The 17,811-nt window shown below is 40.0% G+C and carries 14 protein-coding genes, 1 tRNA gene and 1 pseudogene; all 16 read right to left on the reverse strand.

Translation table 11 applies throughout. From position 1 onward, the window contains the following. Positions 1-96: 96 nt before the first annotated feature. The 16 genes and pseudogenes from BLO53_RS00370 to BLO53_RS00440 all read right to left on the reverse strand — a co-directional run bounded on the left by BLO53_RS00370 (position 97) and on the right by BLO53_RS00440 (position 17,801). Positions 97-1,461 carry a PFL family protein gene (locus BLO53_RS00370; protein ID WP_092058183.1) on the reverse strand — a complete coding sequence of 455 codons (1,365 nt, stop codon included), beginning with the start codon at positions 1,459-1,461 and terminating at the stop codon, positions 97-99. A 53-nt stretch (positions 1,462-1,514) separates the two neighbouring features. Further along, positions 1,515-1,787 (reverse strand): ACT domain-containing protein, encoded by a 273-nt coding sequence (locus BLO53_RS00375; protein WP_026487928.1) that lies wholly within the window; start codon positions 1,785-1,787, stop codon positions 1,515-1,517. Positions 1,788-1,918: 131 nt separating this feature from the next. Further along, on the reverse strand, positions 1,919-2,716 hold the full coding sequence (locus tag BLO53_RS00380) for an MBL fold metallo-hydrolase (protein WP_092058503.1): 798 nt from the start codon (positions 2,714-2,716) through the stop codon (positions 1,919-1,921). Between the two features lie 598 nt (positions 2,717-3,314). Continuing rightward, entirely contained in the window at positions 3,315-5,489 is a 2,175-nt protein-coding gene (locus tag BLO53_RS00385; RefSeq protein WP_092058185.1) for a cell division protein FtsA, read from the reverse strand. A 29-nt stretch (positions 5,490-5,518) separates the two neighbouring features. After that, positions 5,519-6,142: a dephospho-CoA kinase gene (gene coaE, locus BLO53_RS00390; RefSeq protein WP_092058187.1), complete on the reverse strand. Its 624-nt coding sequence runs from the start codon at positions 6,140-6,142 to the stop codon at positions 5,519-5,521. 16 nt (positions 6,143-6,158) lie between these two features. After that, on the reverse strand, positions 6,159-8,402 hold the full coding sequence (gene polA / locus BLO53_RS00395; RefSeq protein WP_242875259.1) for a DNA polymerase I: 2,244 nt from the start codon (positions 8,400-8,402) through the stop codon (positions 6,159-6,161). Between the two features lie 42 nt (positions 8,403-8,444). Next, complete coding sequence (locus BLO53_RS00400) at positions 8,445-8,771, reverse strand: anti-sigma factor family protein (RefSeq protein WP_092058189.1); 327 nt, start codon at positions 8,769-8,771, stop codon at positions 8,445-8,447. A 205-nt stretch (positions 8,772-8,976) separates the two neighbouring features. Continuing rightward, a complete protein-coding gene (locus BLO53_RS00405) occupies positions 8,977-10,338 on the reverse strand; it encodes an MFS transporter (RefSeq protein WP_092058191.1) in 1,362 nt (453 codons plus the stop codon). Between the two features lies 1 nt (position 10,339). Continuing rightward, a complete protein-coding gene (locus BLO53_RS19825) occupies positions 10,340-11,689 on the reverse strand; it encodes an MFS transporter (protein ID WP_092058508.1) in 1,350 nt (449 codons plus the stop codon). Then, a pseudogene (locus BLO53_RS19915) lies at positions 11,669-12,196 on the reverse strand (MFS transporter); the annotation flags it as partial. The pseudogene BLO53_RS19915 and the gene BLO53_RS19825, both read right to left, overlap by 21 nt. A 1-nt stretch (position 12,197) precedes the next feature. Continuing rightward, a complete protein-coding gene (locus BLO53_RS00415; protein WP_092058192.1) occupies positions 12,198-13,667 on the reverse strand; it encodes a DUF6937 domain-containing protein in 1,470 nt (489 codons plus the stop codon). Between the two features lie 187 nt (positions 13,668-13,854). After that, the gene (locus BLO53_RS00420; protein ID WP_092058194.1) at positions 13,855-14,940 is read right to left on the reverse strand and encodes an HD-GYP domain-containing protein; all 1,086 of its coding nucleotides are present in this window, start codon (positions 14,938-14,940) and stop codon (positions 13,855-13,857) included. A 95-nt stretch (positions 14,941-15,035) separates the two neighbouring features. Next, positions 15,036-15,118: transfer RNA gene (locus BLO53_RS00425), tRNA-Leu, on the reverse strand. A gap of 63 nt (positions 15,119-15,181) precedes the next feature. Next, entirely contained in the window at positions 15,182-15,784 is a 603-nt protein-coding gene (locus BLO53_RS00430) for an NUDIX hydrolase (protein WP_092058196.1), read from the reverse strand. Between the two features lie 16 nt (positions 15,785-15,800). Next, on the reverse strand, positions 15,801-16,103 hold the full coding sequence (locus BLO53_RS00435; protein WP_143003186.1) for a hypothetical protein: 303 nt from the start codon (positions 16,101-16,103) through the stop codon (positions 15,801-15,803). Between the two features lie 51 nt (positions 16,104-16,154). Next, on the reverse strand, positions 16,155-17,801 hold the full coding sequence (locus BLO53_RS00440) for a putative manganese-dependent inorganic diphosphatase (protein ID WP_092058200.1): 1,647 nt from the start codon (positions 17,799-17,801) through the stop codon (positions 16,155-16,157). Between the last annotated feature and the right edge of the window lie 10 nt (positions 17,802-17,811).

Raw genomic sequence — 17,811 nt, forward strand, 5'->3', positions numbered from 1 at the left:
TTTAATATATCAAAAAAGATAAGGATCCATACAGGTATCCTTATCTCTTTTATATATTTTTATACAGTTATCTATCTCTAAATTAGTCCTGCGCTTTTAATTCTTAAAGCTATGAACAGGAGCAGGAATCCTGCCACCACGATTTACAAAGGCATCACAGGAGAACTGATTAACAGGCATTATTGGTGCATAGCCTAAAAGTCCGCCAAACTCAACTGTCTCGCCAACACCCTTTCCAATAACAGGAATAAGACGAACCGCTGTTGTCTTCTGATTTATCATACCAATTGCCATTTCATCAGCAATAATACCGGCAATTGTTGTATCCTTGGTATCTCCAGGAATAGCGATCATATCAAGTCCAACAGAGCATACACAGGTCATGGCTTCGAGCTTTTCAAGAGTAAGACAACCAGCTTCCACTGCATTTATCATGCCCTGATCTTCACTCACAGGAATAAAGGCTCCTGAAAGGCCTCCTACATAGGAAGATGCCATAACACCGCCTTTTTTAACCTGATCATTTAAAAGAGCCAAAGCGGCAGTAGTTCCAGGTGCTCCCGCATGCTCAACACCAATCTCATGAAGAATGTCAGCTACGCTGTCTCCAATTGCTGGAGTTGGAGCAAGTGAAAGATCTATGATTCCGAAAGGAACTCCAAGTCTCTCTGATGCCTCTTTTGCTACAAGCTGGCCTACTCTTGTAACCTTAAATGCGGTCTTCTTGATGGTCTCGCAGAGAACCTCAAAGCTTTCTCCCCTAACCTTTTCAAGAGCTGTCTTTACAACGCCAGGACCTGAAACGCCAACATTAATAATCTTGTCAGCTTCTGTCACGCCATGGAAGGCGCCTGCCATAAATGGGTTGTCATCTGGTGCATTGCAGAAAATAACCAGCTTGGCACAGCCAAGGGAGTCCTTATCCTTAGTAGCCTCAGCAGTTTCTTTTACAATACTGCCCATAAGACGAACAGCATCCATATTGATACCTGTCTTGGTAGAGCCTACATTTATAGATGAGCAGACAACATCTGTTGTAGAAAGGGCAAGTGGGATAGACTCAATAAGAAGTCTGTCAGCCTCTGTCATTCCCTTACTTACAAGAGCTGAATAGCCACCGATAAAGTTTACTCCAACCTTTTTAGCAACGCTATCAAGTGTCTTGGCAATTGATGCAAAGTCCTCTTTAGTCTTGCAGGCAGCCCCGCCCACAAGCGCTATAGGAGTAACTGAAATTCTCTTGTTAACAATAGGAACTCCAAACTCCCTTGCTATCTGATCTCCAGTCTTAACAAGGTCCTTGGCTGATTCATAGATCTTATTGTAAATATTCTCATTGAGCTTTTGAAGGTCATTACTGATGCAATCAAGAAGGCTAATGCCCATGGTGATGGTCCTGACATCCAGATTCTCTTTTTCTATCATGTCATTGGTTTCTATAACTTCATTAACATTTATCATAAAGCAATCTCCGTTTAAAAAAATGTAAAAGAAAAGACCCAAACAAACAGGAATCAGATCCTGTGCATTGAGTCAAAAATTTCTTCTCTCTGACACTTAATAACGACACCAATCTCTGTGCCAAGCTTGTCAAGATCGTCAGCAACCTGGTTAAAGTCCTTGGCTGTACCAGCCATATCAACGATCATCATCATATTAAAATATCCGCTAACAATAGTCTGGGAAATATCCAGAATATTAATTCCAGAATCTGCAAGATAGGTGCAAACCTTGGCAATAATGCCTACTGTATCCTTACCAACAACTGTTATGATAGTCTTGTTCATAAGCTCCTCCGATACTGTTTTCATTTCCTTCAAACTTACCAACATAAATGGTAAATGTCAACTAATCTTTGCATCAGCTAATACAGAAACCTGACTTAAAAAAATAAAAAAGATTTCTACAGAACAAACTCCTACACATAAATAATTCGGGATATCTCTGACCTATTAGCCACCATTATCTCAAAATCGCTTGAATGATAAGGGTTTTCTCCCATATCAATCTCAACTCTTACTGTTTCATAAGCAAGTTCCGGAAGATTATTCTCTTTTGATAAATGTCCCAAAAAGATTCCCTTAATCTTATCATTAAGGAGTTTGCATAGGAGTTCTCCACTCTTTTCGTTGGATAAATGTCCTGAGTCGCCCAGTATACGGCGCTTTAGCTGATAAGGGTAAGGCCCTGTCTGGAGCATTCTGATATCATGATTAGCTTCAAGTAAAAGAGCATCGCAGTCCCGAAGGCATTCAACAGTATAATCAGTATAGCATCCAAGATCGGTAGCTACGCCAATCTTCTTGTCCCCGCAAAAGATCCTGTATCCGCAAGGCTCATTGGCATCATGGGAAATTCTCATAGGATTTAAAATCATATCCCCAACAGAAACCTCTTTATCAGTTTCAACTGGAATAAATCTGGAATCCAGCATTTCACCTTTTTTGTCGCTAAACTTAATTCCCTCAATAGTGCCATTCGTAGCATAAATTGGAATATCATATTTCTTTAAGATAGTATGAAGAGCCGCAATATGGTCCGTATGCTCATGGGTAACAAAGATAGCATCAAGGTCTGACAGTCCTAGTTCAAGCTCCTTAAGCCCCTCTTCAATCCTCTTCTTGGAAACTCCCGCATCTATCAAAATATGAGTCCTCTCAGACCCTATATAAGTACAATTCCCACTGCTCCCACTGGCAATACTAGTAAATCTCATAAACATAAAAACCTTTCAAAAAACGCTGTTCTAATCATACCAAAACTCCGCCCATTTTACCACCTGCAAAGCCCACCCCACCTAAAGTCTCCTTTCTCTTCTAATCACCACAAACTTGCCGCCTTCACCCGGCGCAGTGGGGCCTCTTGTTCAAAAAGATTTTTTGTCGGTTCACTCGCTGGGATTTAAGGCCTTCCCAAAGATGTCCCAAAATCCTACGAATTAAACTCAGCTCGCCCCGGAGCCTTCGGCGGGTGGATTTGATACTCGCGAGCGTTAGCAAAAAGTGCCATTTTCTAATGCTCCCAAAGCAGCCTTTCCCGCGCATGCGAAGCTTTGTTTGAAGCAGGACGGAAAGAGACGTATATATGAAAATGCCATTTGGCGCCTTGCGCCATAAAAAAATGCGAAATCAATCTTTCAAGTATACTTGAAGAAGTTGATTTCGCATTTTTGTAAGCGCCCGCAGAGCGGGCCATGGCATTTTCAATTGTAGTTTTTCTAACCGTCCTGCAAGTTTAAGCTGCAGCATGCGCATTAAAAGAAAGGCTGCGGAAGCAGTTGTTTAGTGGAGCCAGTATCAGCAAGCAAGGCTCTGTCAGGTTTTCCAGTAGACTTCGATGCGGTCGCCTTCATGGATTGGCTGCATGTATTCAGGAGTGGCGCCGTTTAGGGTAGTGACGATTGCTCTGCCTTGAGGCTTTGAAAGGTCAAAATCTATGGCATCAAAGATGTCAACAAAGATGTAATCTGCCTTGCCGTGAAGAGTGTGAGGCTCGTTGTTTATGGTTACGTGAAGATCGTGAGCTAAAATGTTTTTGACAGGCTCAGGATCATTTTCGAAAGCTTTAGAGTCATCTTCACTGGAAAGATCCTCGAAAGAAAGCTGTCCATCCTTGCCCTCTACGATCTTAACATCCCTGTCATCACTTTCGTAGGCTTCCTCGTTGGCAAGTCGTATTGCCTCTTCGTCAGCATCAGGAAGATCATCATAATACTCCATTAAAGCTTCTTCCTGGTCCTTGAACTCAACCTTGAAGTTCTCATAAACAGGAGTATTGGCATCTCCACGCTCGTTATTAACTATTATCACAGTATCTTCAGTGATAGTAATATCCATCAGTTCCGCTATCTGAGCAGCAGTGTTGTAATCAAGAACCTTTACGTCATCCCCGGATTTTATGCTGTAAAAGCCAGTCTGAGCTTCTCCGTTTACAGTCGCATACCTTGAAGCCTCGACATTTTTACCATTTACATTTACATTGAATTTTGTCTTAAATTCAGGAATACTATCAATTGTAGCTTTACCAGGTTCACCTGCAGTAGATGGCTTTACATCGATAATATCATTGGCATGGATCTTACTATGAATATCTGCCGGCTTACCATTAAGAGAAATAACTGCAGCTTCACCCGACTGGCCTCTTTGCGTTCTCTCTTTTCCATTTACTGTAAACTTAAGCTCTTCGCCTCTCTTTGGGAAAAGATCTTCATTAGGAAATGCAACCTGCATAGCAGCATCAACAATCTGAAGCTTGCCATTGTCATAGAGCTTGGTCTGAGTCCCGTTGAAAGATACAAAGATAAAGTTATTTGCCTCTTCATAGTAGCTAAAACAAATACCAAGCGGCGTTACAAGAAGTGAGTCTCGTTCAATACCATCATTATTGAGGAAGGTTATGTTCTTCATAACCTCTTCACCTCTAAGAGCAACTCTCTCATCAGGAATTCCCATTTCTCTGGCAATAGCCTCTGTATAGCCTGGAACGCAACCACCTCCGCCTACAACGAACACAGCACTGACAGGCTGATCACCATTTAGACGTTTTATCTCCTCAACTGCCTTTTTAGCCATCATCTCAACCTGAGGCTTTACGATAACAGCTATCTCATCTGCAGTAATAGTCTTATCAAGCCCCATGATATCTACGTATTTCACTTCAGGTTGATGGCTTGAAGAGATTTTTATCTCGTCAGCAGTATTAAAGTCAACAAGACATTTCTTGGCTATGATCTCAGTAATATCATCACCAGCTATAGGTAGCATGCCATAGGCAGTGATAGATCCATCATCAGTTACACATATATCAGATGTTCCAGCTCCCACATCAACAAGAGCCAGGTTCAGCATCCTGAATCTGTCCGGAATAGCAACCATCATAGCTGCAATTGGCTCAAGAGTTAAATTTGCGACATTAAGACCTGCTCTTTCACAGGCTTTATATAGACCGTCAACACAGTCATCAGGAAGGAAAGTAGCAATCAGCTCGACACTTACATTTCCTGCACTGTGTCCTTCAAGATTTACGATCTGGTAACCATCCAGGTAATAATGCATTACCGAATATCCTACCAGATAGAATTTAAGTCCAGAACTGTTCTCCTCGAGAAACTGCGCATATGCCTTTTCAACAGCTGCGGAGTCCAGGTTATAAATATCTTCCTCAGTCAGATCATGATTGTCAGTAAACTCATGGTCATACATGATCCTTACAGTTTTAAGCACACGACCAGCCGCAGCAATACATACATCCGTAAGATGGATATCTGTCTGCTGTTCAAGCTTTTCTTTTACCAGACGAATTGTCATGCCAACCTTGCCAATGTCATGGATCTGTCCATCCAGCATAGCTCTTGTCTGGTGCTTCTCGACTGCCTGGGCAATTACATTAAACTGTCCATCGCTCATGTAACCTACTGTTCCAACAACACTTCTGGTTCCAATATCAAGGCCAAAAACAACCTTCTGATCCGCTTGTTCCAAACTAGGCATATTCGTTTCCCCTCATACTTTTAGTTTAGTTAAAGCTCAAAACCCTTTAGTTTTCGGTCAATCTGCTCTGCTGCTTCTTCCAGAGTCCCGGAATTATCAATAACAAACTGACAATGTGCCCTAAAGGTCGCGTCATCTAGCTGCTTACTCAAAATATCCGATATCTTCTCGTCGGAATATCCCCTTGAGTCTTTTAGTCTCTGCCTCCTTGCGTCCTCTGATGCATATACGTACCACAGCTCGTCTGCAATCTTGTCATACCCGTTTTCTATCAAAAGAGCTGCCTCTACAAAAACAAAATCCAGCTCGCCACGGGATTTTTCATCCTCTATTATATTAATAATATATTCATTTACTGCAGGATGCAAAATGTTATTAACAGATTTTAGTTTATTTTTATTATTGAAAATAGCAGAGGCCATTTTTGCCCTGTCTATTTCTCCATCATCCCCAAGAATTTCAGGTCCCAAAAGCTCAACAAGTCGATCGTAGGCAAGAAATCCCTTCTTTTTAATGTCATTAGCCACATCATCTGAAAAAATAATGCGGCACTTATAATTATCCCTGATGTATCCAAGCACAGTACTCTTGCCGGCCCCTACTCCACCAGTAATGCCAATAATATTAGTTTTTCCTTTTTTTATTTCTCCCATAAAGCATCTCCAAAAATCATTTAGCTTCGTACCAGTCTGATCCAATCTGGCATTCTGCCAATAGAGGCACTGAAAGGTTTGCAGCCCTTTCCATCTGCCTTGTCAAAAGAACTGAAACCGTCTCCACTTCATCTGGAGCAGTCTCGATCACAAGCTCATCGTGAATCTGCAATATAAGCCTTGACTTTAGAGAAAGCTTTTTAAGTTCAAAGAAGACGTTTATCATGGCTATCTTCATGATATCAGCTGCAGTTCCCTGAATAGGAGCATTCATCGCAACCCTCTCTCCGAACTGCCTCACATTAAAATTTGATACCTTAAGTTCAGGAATAGGCCTTCTCCTTCCAAATATTGTAAGAGAATAACCTTTCTCTTTAGCCTCTCTGATAGCTTTTTCCTGATATGCCTTAACTCCCGGATAAGTTTCAAAATATTTCTCCATATATTCCTTGGCTTCGCCAACAGAAATAGAAAGATCCTGCGAAAGTCCAAAAGAACTGATTCCATATACAATACCAAAGTTAACTGCCTTAGCATTTCTACGCTGAAGAGGAGTTACTTCATCAAACGGAACATGGAAAACCTTGGATGCTGTGATCGTATGGATATCTTTACCCTCGTGATAAGCGGCTATAAGTTCCTTGTCATCAGCCATATGAGCAAGGATTCTTAACTCAACCTGAGAGTAATCTGCATCTGCAAATACATAGCCTTCCCTTGGAACAAAGACCTTTCTGATAAGTCTTCCAAGCTCTGTTCTCATAGGAATATTCTGAAGGTTAGGTTCTGTGGAGCTGATTCGCCCTGTCGCTGTTATTGTCTGATTAAAGCTGGTATGTATCCTGTTATCCTCTTCAATAAAGGCAGCAAGACCATCAGCATAGGTTGACTTTAGCTTGGTAAGTCCTCTGTATTCTAAAATGTCCGAAACAATAGGATACTCCGGAGCTAGCTTTTCAAGAACATCTGCCGCAGTTGAATAGCCTGATTTTGTTTTCTTTTCTGCAGGAAGTCCTAGTCTTTCAAACAAGATCTCTCCAAGCTGTTTGGGTGAATTTATGTTAAATTCACAGCCTGCAGCCTGGAAAATAAGTTTTTCAAGTTCAGTTATCCTGATCTGAAGCTTATCTCCATAGGCTTTAAGCTCATCAGCCTTCGCGATAATACCCTCTTTTTCCATGGAATAAAGGATATATGAAAGAGGCATCTCGATATTGTAAAAGAGATCTTCCATGCCAAGCTTGGAAAGCTTACTCTTAAGAAGCGGTGCCGTTTTAAAGCACACAAAAGCTATCTTGCAGGCATAATCACAAATAGTCTTCTCATCCGTTTCTCTAATACTCTTTTTTCCAAATAGATCTGCCTTTTTAGGAAGAGTTAGCCCCAGATACTCCTTGGCAACATCTGAAGGTTCATAGTCATTCTTGTTTGGATTTACAAGATAAGCCCCTATCAGCGTATCAAAGCATCTGGCTTTGTCCTTATAGGACCTATCTTTGCAGGTACCATCCTCAGCATATTCATAGCCATAGGTTCTATCTGTAATTTCAAAAGGTTCAAAAACTCTATAGCTCTCTTTTATATCAAAAGTCACAAGGCTGACTTTTTCACTTAGGACAGACAACTTTTTGCCAAGATAATCTGATGTAATGAAATTTTCTACAGGAATATATACAGCCTCGTTTTCATCAAAGCATATTGAAAGACCCAGAATCTCGTGATGCTTGCCACTCTTTGGAGCAACGCTGTCTGTAAGTAAATAAAATGCGACATAATTGTCTATGTCTTTCGTTCCATACTCATATGCATTTTTAAAGATTTCTTCTACTTCATTTAAATCAGATGTCTGTCGCATCTTAAGAGAAAACACTGGTGCAGCCTTGACCTGGCCAGTTGGAGAAAGCTCAGTAAGCTTCTCTGAAAGAGCATTTACAAGATCATCAGATACAGTAAAAGAAAAGCCATTATCCGTATCTGTGATGTTGCCTGCAAGAACCTTTTTTAGCTCACTTGTAAAATAATCTATCTGCCATTTAACGAAAGGAGTATCTTGAATTTCAAGGTCAGAGCTCGCGCTACCATCAGAAGTCTCAGTGATAAGCTCCACCTCATCGCTCTCTCCAGTTTTAAGAAGGCTTACAAGCTTAAACATAGCTCCATATACGCCACCAATATGGTTACCATCTCCATTTGTAAAATCAGGGATGCTGTAAAAAGCATCCCTAACATATTTATTTACACTTATACTTGTCTTACTCAATTTCTCTTCCTCAAATCTCTTATAGTCTGATAAAGCCTTATTCTATCCAATTGTAAATGCCAGTATCACTGTCGTTACAGCAAGGGCAAGGACCAGGACTTCCAAAAGAAAACTAAAATGCACAAGCCTTCTCCTCCCCTTTAATCTCTTCTCTGCACTCTTTAGAAGGTTATCAAGTTCCTCCTTAAGATTAAAGGTATTACCGTCCTCAAGCCTCTGCATACCAGTTCTGACCAAAAACTGAATTGTCAGTTCTTCCCTGCACTCAGGGCAGTTATCAATATGATCCAAAAAATCAGCCAGATCCTGATTATCAAGATCATCTTCTAAAAATAAAGTTATGGACTTATCTATATCTTTACATGTCATGCAATCACCTAAGTTTAGCCATACACGCACCTGTGTATAAGCTTCTGCAAAAACAACATCTAGTCAAACAACAATAATGAAAATATAGAAATCTACAACATATAGAATACAATAAAAAATCGAAAAATTAAAGGCTTAGCAGGGCATAAAAACACCCTCTTACCGGATATTATCCATGTTAAGAGGGTGCTTAAGAATACTAATATTATTTTTCTTCTTTTAATTTGCCTATCTTTCCAATAATGTTCTTTTCGTCATATCTAAAGAAGATAACTGCTCCAATAAAGCAGGTAATGAAAGCAACAATAGCTGTCAATCTGTAGCTCTGCTTGGTCTGAGCAACTGTAATGGAAGTAAATGTAACCATTGCAATAGCCTGTCCCATTTTGAAAGCAAAAGTTCTAGCAGCAAAGAACATTCCGCTTCTGTCTTCTCCAGTCTCAAGTCTTGTAAGTTCAGCCACATCTGCAACACATGCCTGTGGAAGAATGCCAAGTATAGCCATAGGAATTGCTGCTGTAACAGCAATTATAAATCCCCAGTGAACTCCAACTCCGCAGAGAGATGTAATAGCAAATACTACTGAATAAGCAAAGAATCCGGTAATGATAAGGCTCTTTTTACCAATCTTCTTGGCAAGTACGTTAATAACAGGATACAGGCATACACTAATAGCTGTCATAGTAGCTGTAAGTGTAAATGTCATAGTATCAGGTATTTCCATGAGCTTGGTCTCATAGAAAGCAAGACCAGTCTGGAACAGAGTAAGTGCAAAGAAGTAGATCACGTCACTGTATACAAAATGTCTGAACTGAACATTTGAAAAAGTATCGATCAGCGACTTAAAAGGCTTTGTTTCACTTGGCCTGCTCTCAATATAATCTCTTTCCTTGATATAGAAAGCCGGGAACAGCATTGCAAAGCAAGCAATTGCTGACATAATAGCAACAGCAAGTCTTATTGAACCTGCCTGTCCAACTGATGGCTCAAGCATACCAGCAACGTTAGGAAGAAGGAATGAAATACTCTGTCCAACGATAAATGTAAATGAAATATAAGTTGATACATTTATTCTGTGCTGCTGCGTATCTCCAAGTTCAGCAATAAGCGCATTATATGGTGTACAGAACATAGTCATAAACAGATAGAACACCATAAGAAGAACAAATAAAGTTACATCGTTAATCTGGATGCTAGAAGTCTGAGGAATTGTAAAAAGTCCAATTGTGCAAAGAGAAAATGGAACTGCCATTGCTCTCATAAATGGAATTCTTCTGCCGCCTTTAAACTTACTTCTATCTGACCATCCTGCAATAAGCGGATCAGTAATCGCATCAAATATTCTTCCAGCAGCAAGAACAAGACCAAATAAGGTCAGTTTAAAAAGAATAGGCTGCTGTGTAATTCCTGTGGCAAATAAGCCTGTATTTGGATTCTGGGCATCTGGACTTCCTGTGTAGTAATATACCATCCAGTTTGAAACAATTCCTGATAAAAGGCTCCATCCAAATTGTCCCAAAGCAAATATCCATAACAGACCATTAGTTATTGGTTTTTTTGTTTTCATATCACATTCCCTTTGTTTTTCTCTGAACAAGTTCTACAGAGATTTCCTGTAGTTTCTCGTCATTAAGAATATATTTCTTTTTAAAGAATAGCACTGCAATGACAAGAACAATAGTAGGTCCAATTGTCATTATCATTCTAAGCCCCATTACAGAGCTGTTATCGATAGAAGCAAGAACACCTGAGTTGCGCACTTTCTCAACAAGTCCTGCCATATCAAGGACGCTAGCACTATCCTCCTGAATATTGAATAATGCAAGACATATAGATGCTACAAGTGCCGCAATTCCTGATGCAAGCTTAACTACAAAGGTCTGCATAGAGAAAATAACAGACTCATCTCTGCGGTAGTTCTTGATTTCGCCATAATCAACTGTATTTGCAAGGAATACTGTTATAACTACATTAAGTATTCCGGAAGCTGACATAATAAAGAATCCTGGAATAAAGAAGGCAAATACATTTGTAATACCAGTAATTGCCATGCCCAAAAGAACTAAATATCCAAAGATCTCAGCAATTACGCAGATGTAAAAAATCTTAAGTGTTGAAAAGATTTTTCTAAGAAGAGGGAATAACAGCATCATTGCAAGAATCTGCATCCCACCAGCAAAAGTATTAAACAATGTGTAATTGCCCTGCCAGTTACTTCCAGCAAGATCATATTTAAAGAAGTAAATCAAAAGATTCGAAGTAATGTATAATGCAGTGTTCGCCAAAACAATAGTAATAACAATTGTCATAGCCTGGTCATTCTGAACAAGAGCCTTGAACATCTCTCCTATTGATGCAGTTTTCATATCAACTGTAGATTTCTCTTTAATGCAAGCACAAGTAATTGTAATAAACAGAATGAACACTATACCAATGATAAGTGAGAAGTATTTGAAACCAAGTCTCTCAACTTCTACTGTTGAATTCATATCAATCTTGATATCAGTAGGTCCTGAAACAGGAATTAAATTAAATTCATCAGAAGGAACATAAATTGCTACAACAGCCTTGCCGCAATCTGCAGAGTCCATTGAGATCTCGATAGCGTTATTGCCAAGGTTCTCGTTCATAGCAATATTTCCAATAGTAAATGAGTAATCTGTATTATCATTTTTTAAGTAAACAACACCGTCAGCCACATTCTCATTGCCAACTGTTCCGTCAAATACCTTCTGAGTTGCAGAAACTGAAAGTGTAACTTTGGCATCGTCTAAAAAGATCATATTGCTAGTAGGATTGCCATCTGCATCTCTTTCTATAGCTGTTACTTCAAAGCTTGTATTAGAGTTGTCGTAAACTCTATTGATATTATCTGCGCTTCCAGCAGCCATCTTGGATCCAATGGCAGCTACAGCCATAACAGTTACGATGGTAATGATGGCTGAGCCTACACCTGCGCAGGAACGTGCCAACGCAGAGAGGCCTTCTCTTTCCTTACCGCTTTCAGTGAAAGCTGGTACCATAGACCAGTAAGGAATGTCCATCATTGTATAAGTAACACCCCACAGAATATAAGTAATTGCTGCATATGCTATAAGCCCACCCGCATCAAGTGTTGGTGGTGCAGCAAACATAAGCACAAGAAGTACTGTATTTGTTATTGTACCAATCATAAGCCATGGGCGGAATTTTCCCCATCTGGTCTTAGTCTTGGCAACGATAACTCCCATGATAGGATCATTAAAAGCATCAAACACACGTGCCACCAATAGAATGATACCCATAGCAATGGCACTGACTCCCATAATATCCTGGAAGTAATACAGTACATAGGATGCTGATAGCATGTAAACCATGTCTTTGGCAACAGCACCTATGCCGTATGCAAACTTTTCAACCCCTGTTAAAGTTCTTTTTTCAGACATCTCATTCCTCCTTGAGTCCCATAGCCAGTTCTACTACCTTCTTTGCTCCGTCATAAATTCCCATGTTCTTGTTAAGAACAATTGCTTCACACATCTCATCCAATAGTCTTGTTTCAAGGAACTGATCAAGCATCTGGATAGTATGTGGAATATCTCTACATTCAAGTGTTCCATCCCCAATCTCTGCAGAGTGGATTGCTCCCCACATTTCATGTTTGCCAACTCTTCTGATAAAGAGCTTAGGCACAGGGTAAAAGGCAAGCTCACTTGGCTTGGTAACCAGTACATCACAGCTTCTCATAAGAAGATTTGTTGTATAAACTGCCTCAAAGATATCCTTGTGATAAAATGCGTGGATACCTGTGATATCTTCTTCTGGGTCAAGAGCCTTCTGTGCAAAAGAAAGCGTGTCTTCCCAATTGTCCATATGCTCTGTGCAAAGCCCCTTCATATCTGAAATCTCAGAGACAAGCTGATCCCACACATTTCTATAATCTCCCACATTAACATATAGCATAGCCTTGCCGTTCCTGATATGTGGTAAAAGATATCTGATGATCTCAGCAAATATTTCCTTCTGAGCTCCAGCTCCTCCGATAGTAAGAAGGAAACGCATTGGCTTATTATTTTTCTTTCTATCAAGTCTGGCCTCGCAGTCCTTCTCAATATTGCTGACCAGCTCATAGTCTATATAATGTCCAGTATAAACAAGGCTGTCCTGAGGCATTGGCTTGCAGACCTTTTTCTTGTTCATTCCATTTAAGATTCTATAGCCCATATATGCATTTCTGCACTGAATTGTATGAAGACTTCCCTCTGAGAGGTGAAGTGCCATAGGCCAGTTATCAGGAATAGCGTTTACAACATGCTTCATTCCTGCATGAATAGCTGCTTGTGCAGGCCATACATGAGTTGCAATAACCGGAATATCCTTAGGTACATTCTTGTATACAGGAGCCATAAGCTCTGCATTTTTCTGATCCTTGGAATTATAAGTAAGTGCTCTAAAGCCCTCATAGTTAGTAGGCTCCCATACGAGCTTATTAAATAAAGCATTCTTGGATAATCTTGACCCCAGTGAATAAAGATCATTCTGATGTCCAATTACCTTAGTACAGGTAGTCTCAGGATATGAATTAAGGTCCATCCAATATGGTGTATATCCTAAATGTCTGGCGTATGAAGCCATAGCCATGGAAATCCGATAATGTCCAAAGCCCATTCTGATATTGCCAACTATGATTCCCTTCTGGGTATCCATTTCTCCCTCAGAATTACCTTTAGCTGTCACCTCAACATTTTTCACGCCAAGAAGTGGCCCGATAACCTTATTATCAGTAACCTTGATCTTGTAATCAACCCCTGAATCATCGCCATACTTCTTCATATAGCTTTTTTTAGATTTGAGCGCACTGTTATAGTCTTTGTCACTAATAACGTTTCCAAAAATCTCTTTTGCCAGATCTTTCATAACACTTCCATTTCTGCCAAAGATGGCCTAAATAAGCCTCTTTAGCCAACTTATTCATTGCAAAAGGAAACTTAGAAATATTATTTCAGTTTCCACTCAAATAATACCATTTTGCGCACCAAATCTGCAAGAAACGCTTTTTACAAAAAACGTTTCCTGCTTTTGTGCATTTTTACTTATTTTCTTTTTAAATAACGGAAATAATCGAAATATCTCTTTTGGCTGCAAGATCAACGTACTCAGTTCCGCATTTGACAACGGGTTTAGATAAATGTTCAGGGTTTATGAATATGATTTCTCCAGCCTGACCATTGCTCAGAAGAACTCGGTTAGCAATAAAAGTATTAACAATATTGGACAAAAAAGTCATTACCGCGTTGGGGCTAAACTTATCAAGCCCCTGTTTTTCAAACTGTTCAATAACTACAAATGGGCAAACTGCCTCTCTGTGAAGTCTTTTTGAAGTAAGCTCATCATAGATATTTGATATTACTACAATTGATGCTATCTCATCTATCTGATCGCCTTTAAGCGCAAGAGGATATCCTGAGCCATCTCTCATTTCGTGGTGCATCAAAATACAGTTTTTTATATGAACATCAATTTCTTTGTCTTTAACTAGTTCATACCCTCTTACCACATGTTCCCGCACTACTCTTTGCTCATATTCTGTAAGTGGTGTTTTCTTATTGACAAGCTCCTGGGGTATCAGCATTTTTCCTATGTCATGTAAAAGTCCCCCAGCAGTAGCAAGCTCTATTTCATCACTTGGTAGTCTCATCCAGGTTGCCAGAGTATTACTGATAAGTGAAACGTTAAGGGAATGCATGTAGACTTCATCGCTATTGTCGCGAAGGTTGTGGATCATATCGAAAATACCTGCAGTCCCACCTGCCTCTACAAAAAGATGATATACAGGTTCCGTAAGTTTTTCGATATCAAGAGGCATAGTATCGTTAGCTATCATTCTAAAGGACTCTTCAAGCTTTTCTGCATTTTCCTCGATATGCTGTTTAAATCTGATAAATTCCTCTGTACTCTTAAGCTTTTCTGCATAGGAAAGATTTTCAGAAGATGGAGTCTCTTTTTTGACTGGGACGTCCTTTTTCTGATCTTCTACAAAGATATTGTATAAAGAATGTGCTTTAATCCTGGCAATATCCTTGTCATCAAGAACCGTGCCCTTAGTAAGAACCAGCCTATCGTCAATAGTATAAATGTTTTCAGATACTACAAGTCCAGGCTCTAGTTTATCAACAGATACTAATTTCATAATTTTTCCTATTCGTAAAAAGATATTTGAATACACAATATTACGAATATTATTATAACATATAGAAAAACCTCCTGTAAAACAGGAGGCTCTAGTGCCGGCAGTGGGACTTGAACCCACACGTGGTTACCCACAACAGATTTTGAGTCTGCATCGTCTGCCATTCCGACATGCCGGCGTATATTGGCTGTCCGTCACGCGACGAACAGCTTATTTAATATAACACAAGAAAGATGCTAGTTCAAGGGGTATTCTTAAAAAGATAATACGCAAGCACATGAAGTGACTGCTTGAAATCACCGCCGTTCATGCGCTTTAGAAGTTCTTCTTCGCTTAGCCTCTTTACGTATAAAAACTCTGATTCATCAAGCTCCTGCTCAGATACCTTGTGGCAGTCTGTCGCTGCGTAAATATGTACAAAGCTATTTGATAATGTTGCATTGGCTGGAATTGTCATAAGATGCTTCCAGTTATCAGAAACATAACCTGTTTCCTCCTGAAGTTCCCTCTTTGCTGCATCAAAGGCCTCTTCCTCAGTTGAGAGGATATTGTCAAAGGTAATGTAAGGCACATCACTCTTTTCCTTGTATTCAATAGCTCCTGCAGGGAACTCAGTTGTAATCTCATCTATTCCATGTCTGTACTGGCGAACACAGATAAAATCACCATTTTCATCAGTAGCAACCACTATAGAAAAGCTATGCTTTGAATAATTGTAGACAGGACCAATGATTTCCCCATTAGGAAGCTTATAATCGCAGCGCCTGAAGTCTATCCATTCATCCTGACATACGTGATCTACGTGAACTTCTTTCCACTCTAAATTGTCATTACCAGTTGTCATTTATCTTTTATACTCCTTATATAGCTATATGAAGTTCATTTGCCCCTTCAAAAAGTCTTTTGCCATTAAACCTTGCATCGGTGACATAGGTGCTATAGCCCTTTTTACCAAGGGTCTTTCGCCCACACAGTACAAGATGTATTCTCTTGTCCTCTGTCATGTACTCCTCTGTTACCTCATCAGGGCTATCGCTCTTTTCCACGACACTCTTAAAATCAGATACAAAGGCCGGAATTATCACAGCCCCTATGCTCTGCCCCTGATTTGGTCCATAAATCCCCATAATCTCATGTAGCAATTTAGTACGTAGTTCGTCCATATCTTATAATCCCCCCAGATTAAAAATTTCAGAACCAATACAAATAAAAATTTAATTTTGAATTGTCTCAACAATTGAAGGAAGTAGCTGCTTTTTACGTGATACAACACCTGGAAGCATAGCGCTGTCTCCCTCTACGCTGACACCAAAGGCTGATGAAAGAGTATGCTGAGCCTTTGCTCCAGCAAATACAACCTCAGATGACTCTGTAATGATATTGGTCAGCATAAAGAACAACATATCAAGGCCGTCTGAAGAAGCCACCTTTTCAAGCTCAGGCATTATCTTTTCTTTTATCTCAACAAGCTCTTCTCCGCTCATAGAGTTGATCTGGCCAATTCCAATTGTCATATCATCAACTGTAAACTTCTTGAAGTCCTGATGAAGGATCTCTTTTGCACTCTTGCCGCTAAGATTTGATCCTGCATGGAACATCTCTTTTGCAAAGGATTCATAGTCAACCCCTGCAATAGAGGCTAGCTCTTTGCCTGCATTCTCATCTATAACTGTGCAGGTTGGAGATCTGAACATAAGTGTATCAGACAAAATAGCTGCCATAAGAAGTCCTGCTGTAGTCTTGTCAATCTCTATTCCAAACTCCTTGTACATAAGATAGATAATAGTACAGGTTGAGCCAAGCGGCTGATTTCTAAAAAAGACTGGGCCTGATGTCTCAATGGTGCGGAGTCTGTGGTGATCTACAATCTCAAGGATTTCTGCAGTATCAGCGCCGTTTACAGCCTGGTTCTTTTCATTGTGGTCAACAAGGATCAGCTGTTTCTTCTTGGCACCCAGGAAGTTTCTACGGCTGATCATACCGATATAATGATCATTCTTGTCAAGAACAGGGAAATATCTGTGCCTCATGGAAGCCATGATTTCCTGGATATCCTCAATGTAATCATCCATATGGAAAGCAACCAGATTGTTCTTTTTCATAACATGCTCAATCGGCATACTCTGATTGATAAGTCTCGCAACGATGAAAGTATCGTGTGGAGTTGTTATGATCTTTGTTCCATGCTCACGTGCCTGGATCTGGATTGTCTTGGCTACATCAGCACCCTCGCAGACGATAATACAGCCTGCATTCATCTCGATAGCACACAACTGCATATCATACCTGTTACCAAGGATGACAACATCGCCTTCCTCAATAACATTTTCCATCATATCAGGATTAGCTGCGGCTATAACAACCTTACCCTTTTCAAGAACGTCTTCTATTTCTCCGACTATAAGTTCTCCATCGAGAGTCTCAACAATATTTCTGTAGCAGGTCTTGGCTTCTGATAAGATCTTAGGATCTATAACATCCATGTAGGTTTCTACAATGTCATTGGTTGTGACAATTCCCGAAAGTTCTTCCCCTTCAGTGACGCAAAGGGTAACAACCTCGTTGTCACGCATCTTAGACCAGGCATTTTTCAGGGAAAGATTTCTATCTGACCCTTCAAGCATCTTGATCTCCATATCTCTAACCTGAGTTCTCACATCCTTGACATAAGCTGGTACTTCAACTCCAAAATGAGATAATACAAACTGTGTCTCCTCGTTAAGGTGTCCAGCTCTACAGGCAATATAGTCACCGTGAGTTATATGTCTCTTTAAATTTGCATAGGTAATGGCTGCGCAAATAGAATCTGTATCCGGATTCTTGTGTCCCATTACTATGATTGGTCTATTTTGCTTATTCATAAATATCTCC

The organism is Butyrivibrio sp. INlla14 (genome assembly GCF_900102515.1).
In the GTDB taxonomy this organism is placed as follows: domain Bacteria; phylum Bacillota; class Clostridia; order Lachnospirales; family Lachnospiraceae; genus Butyrivibrio.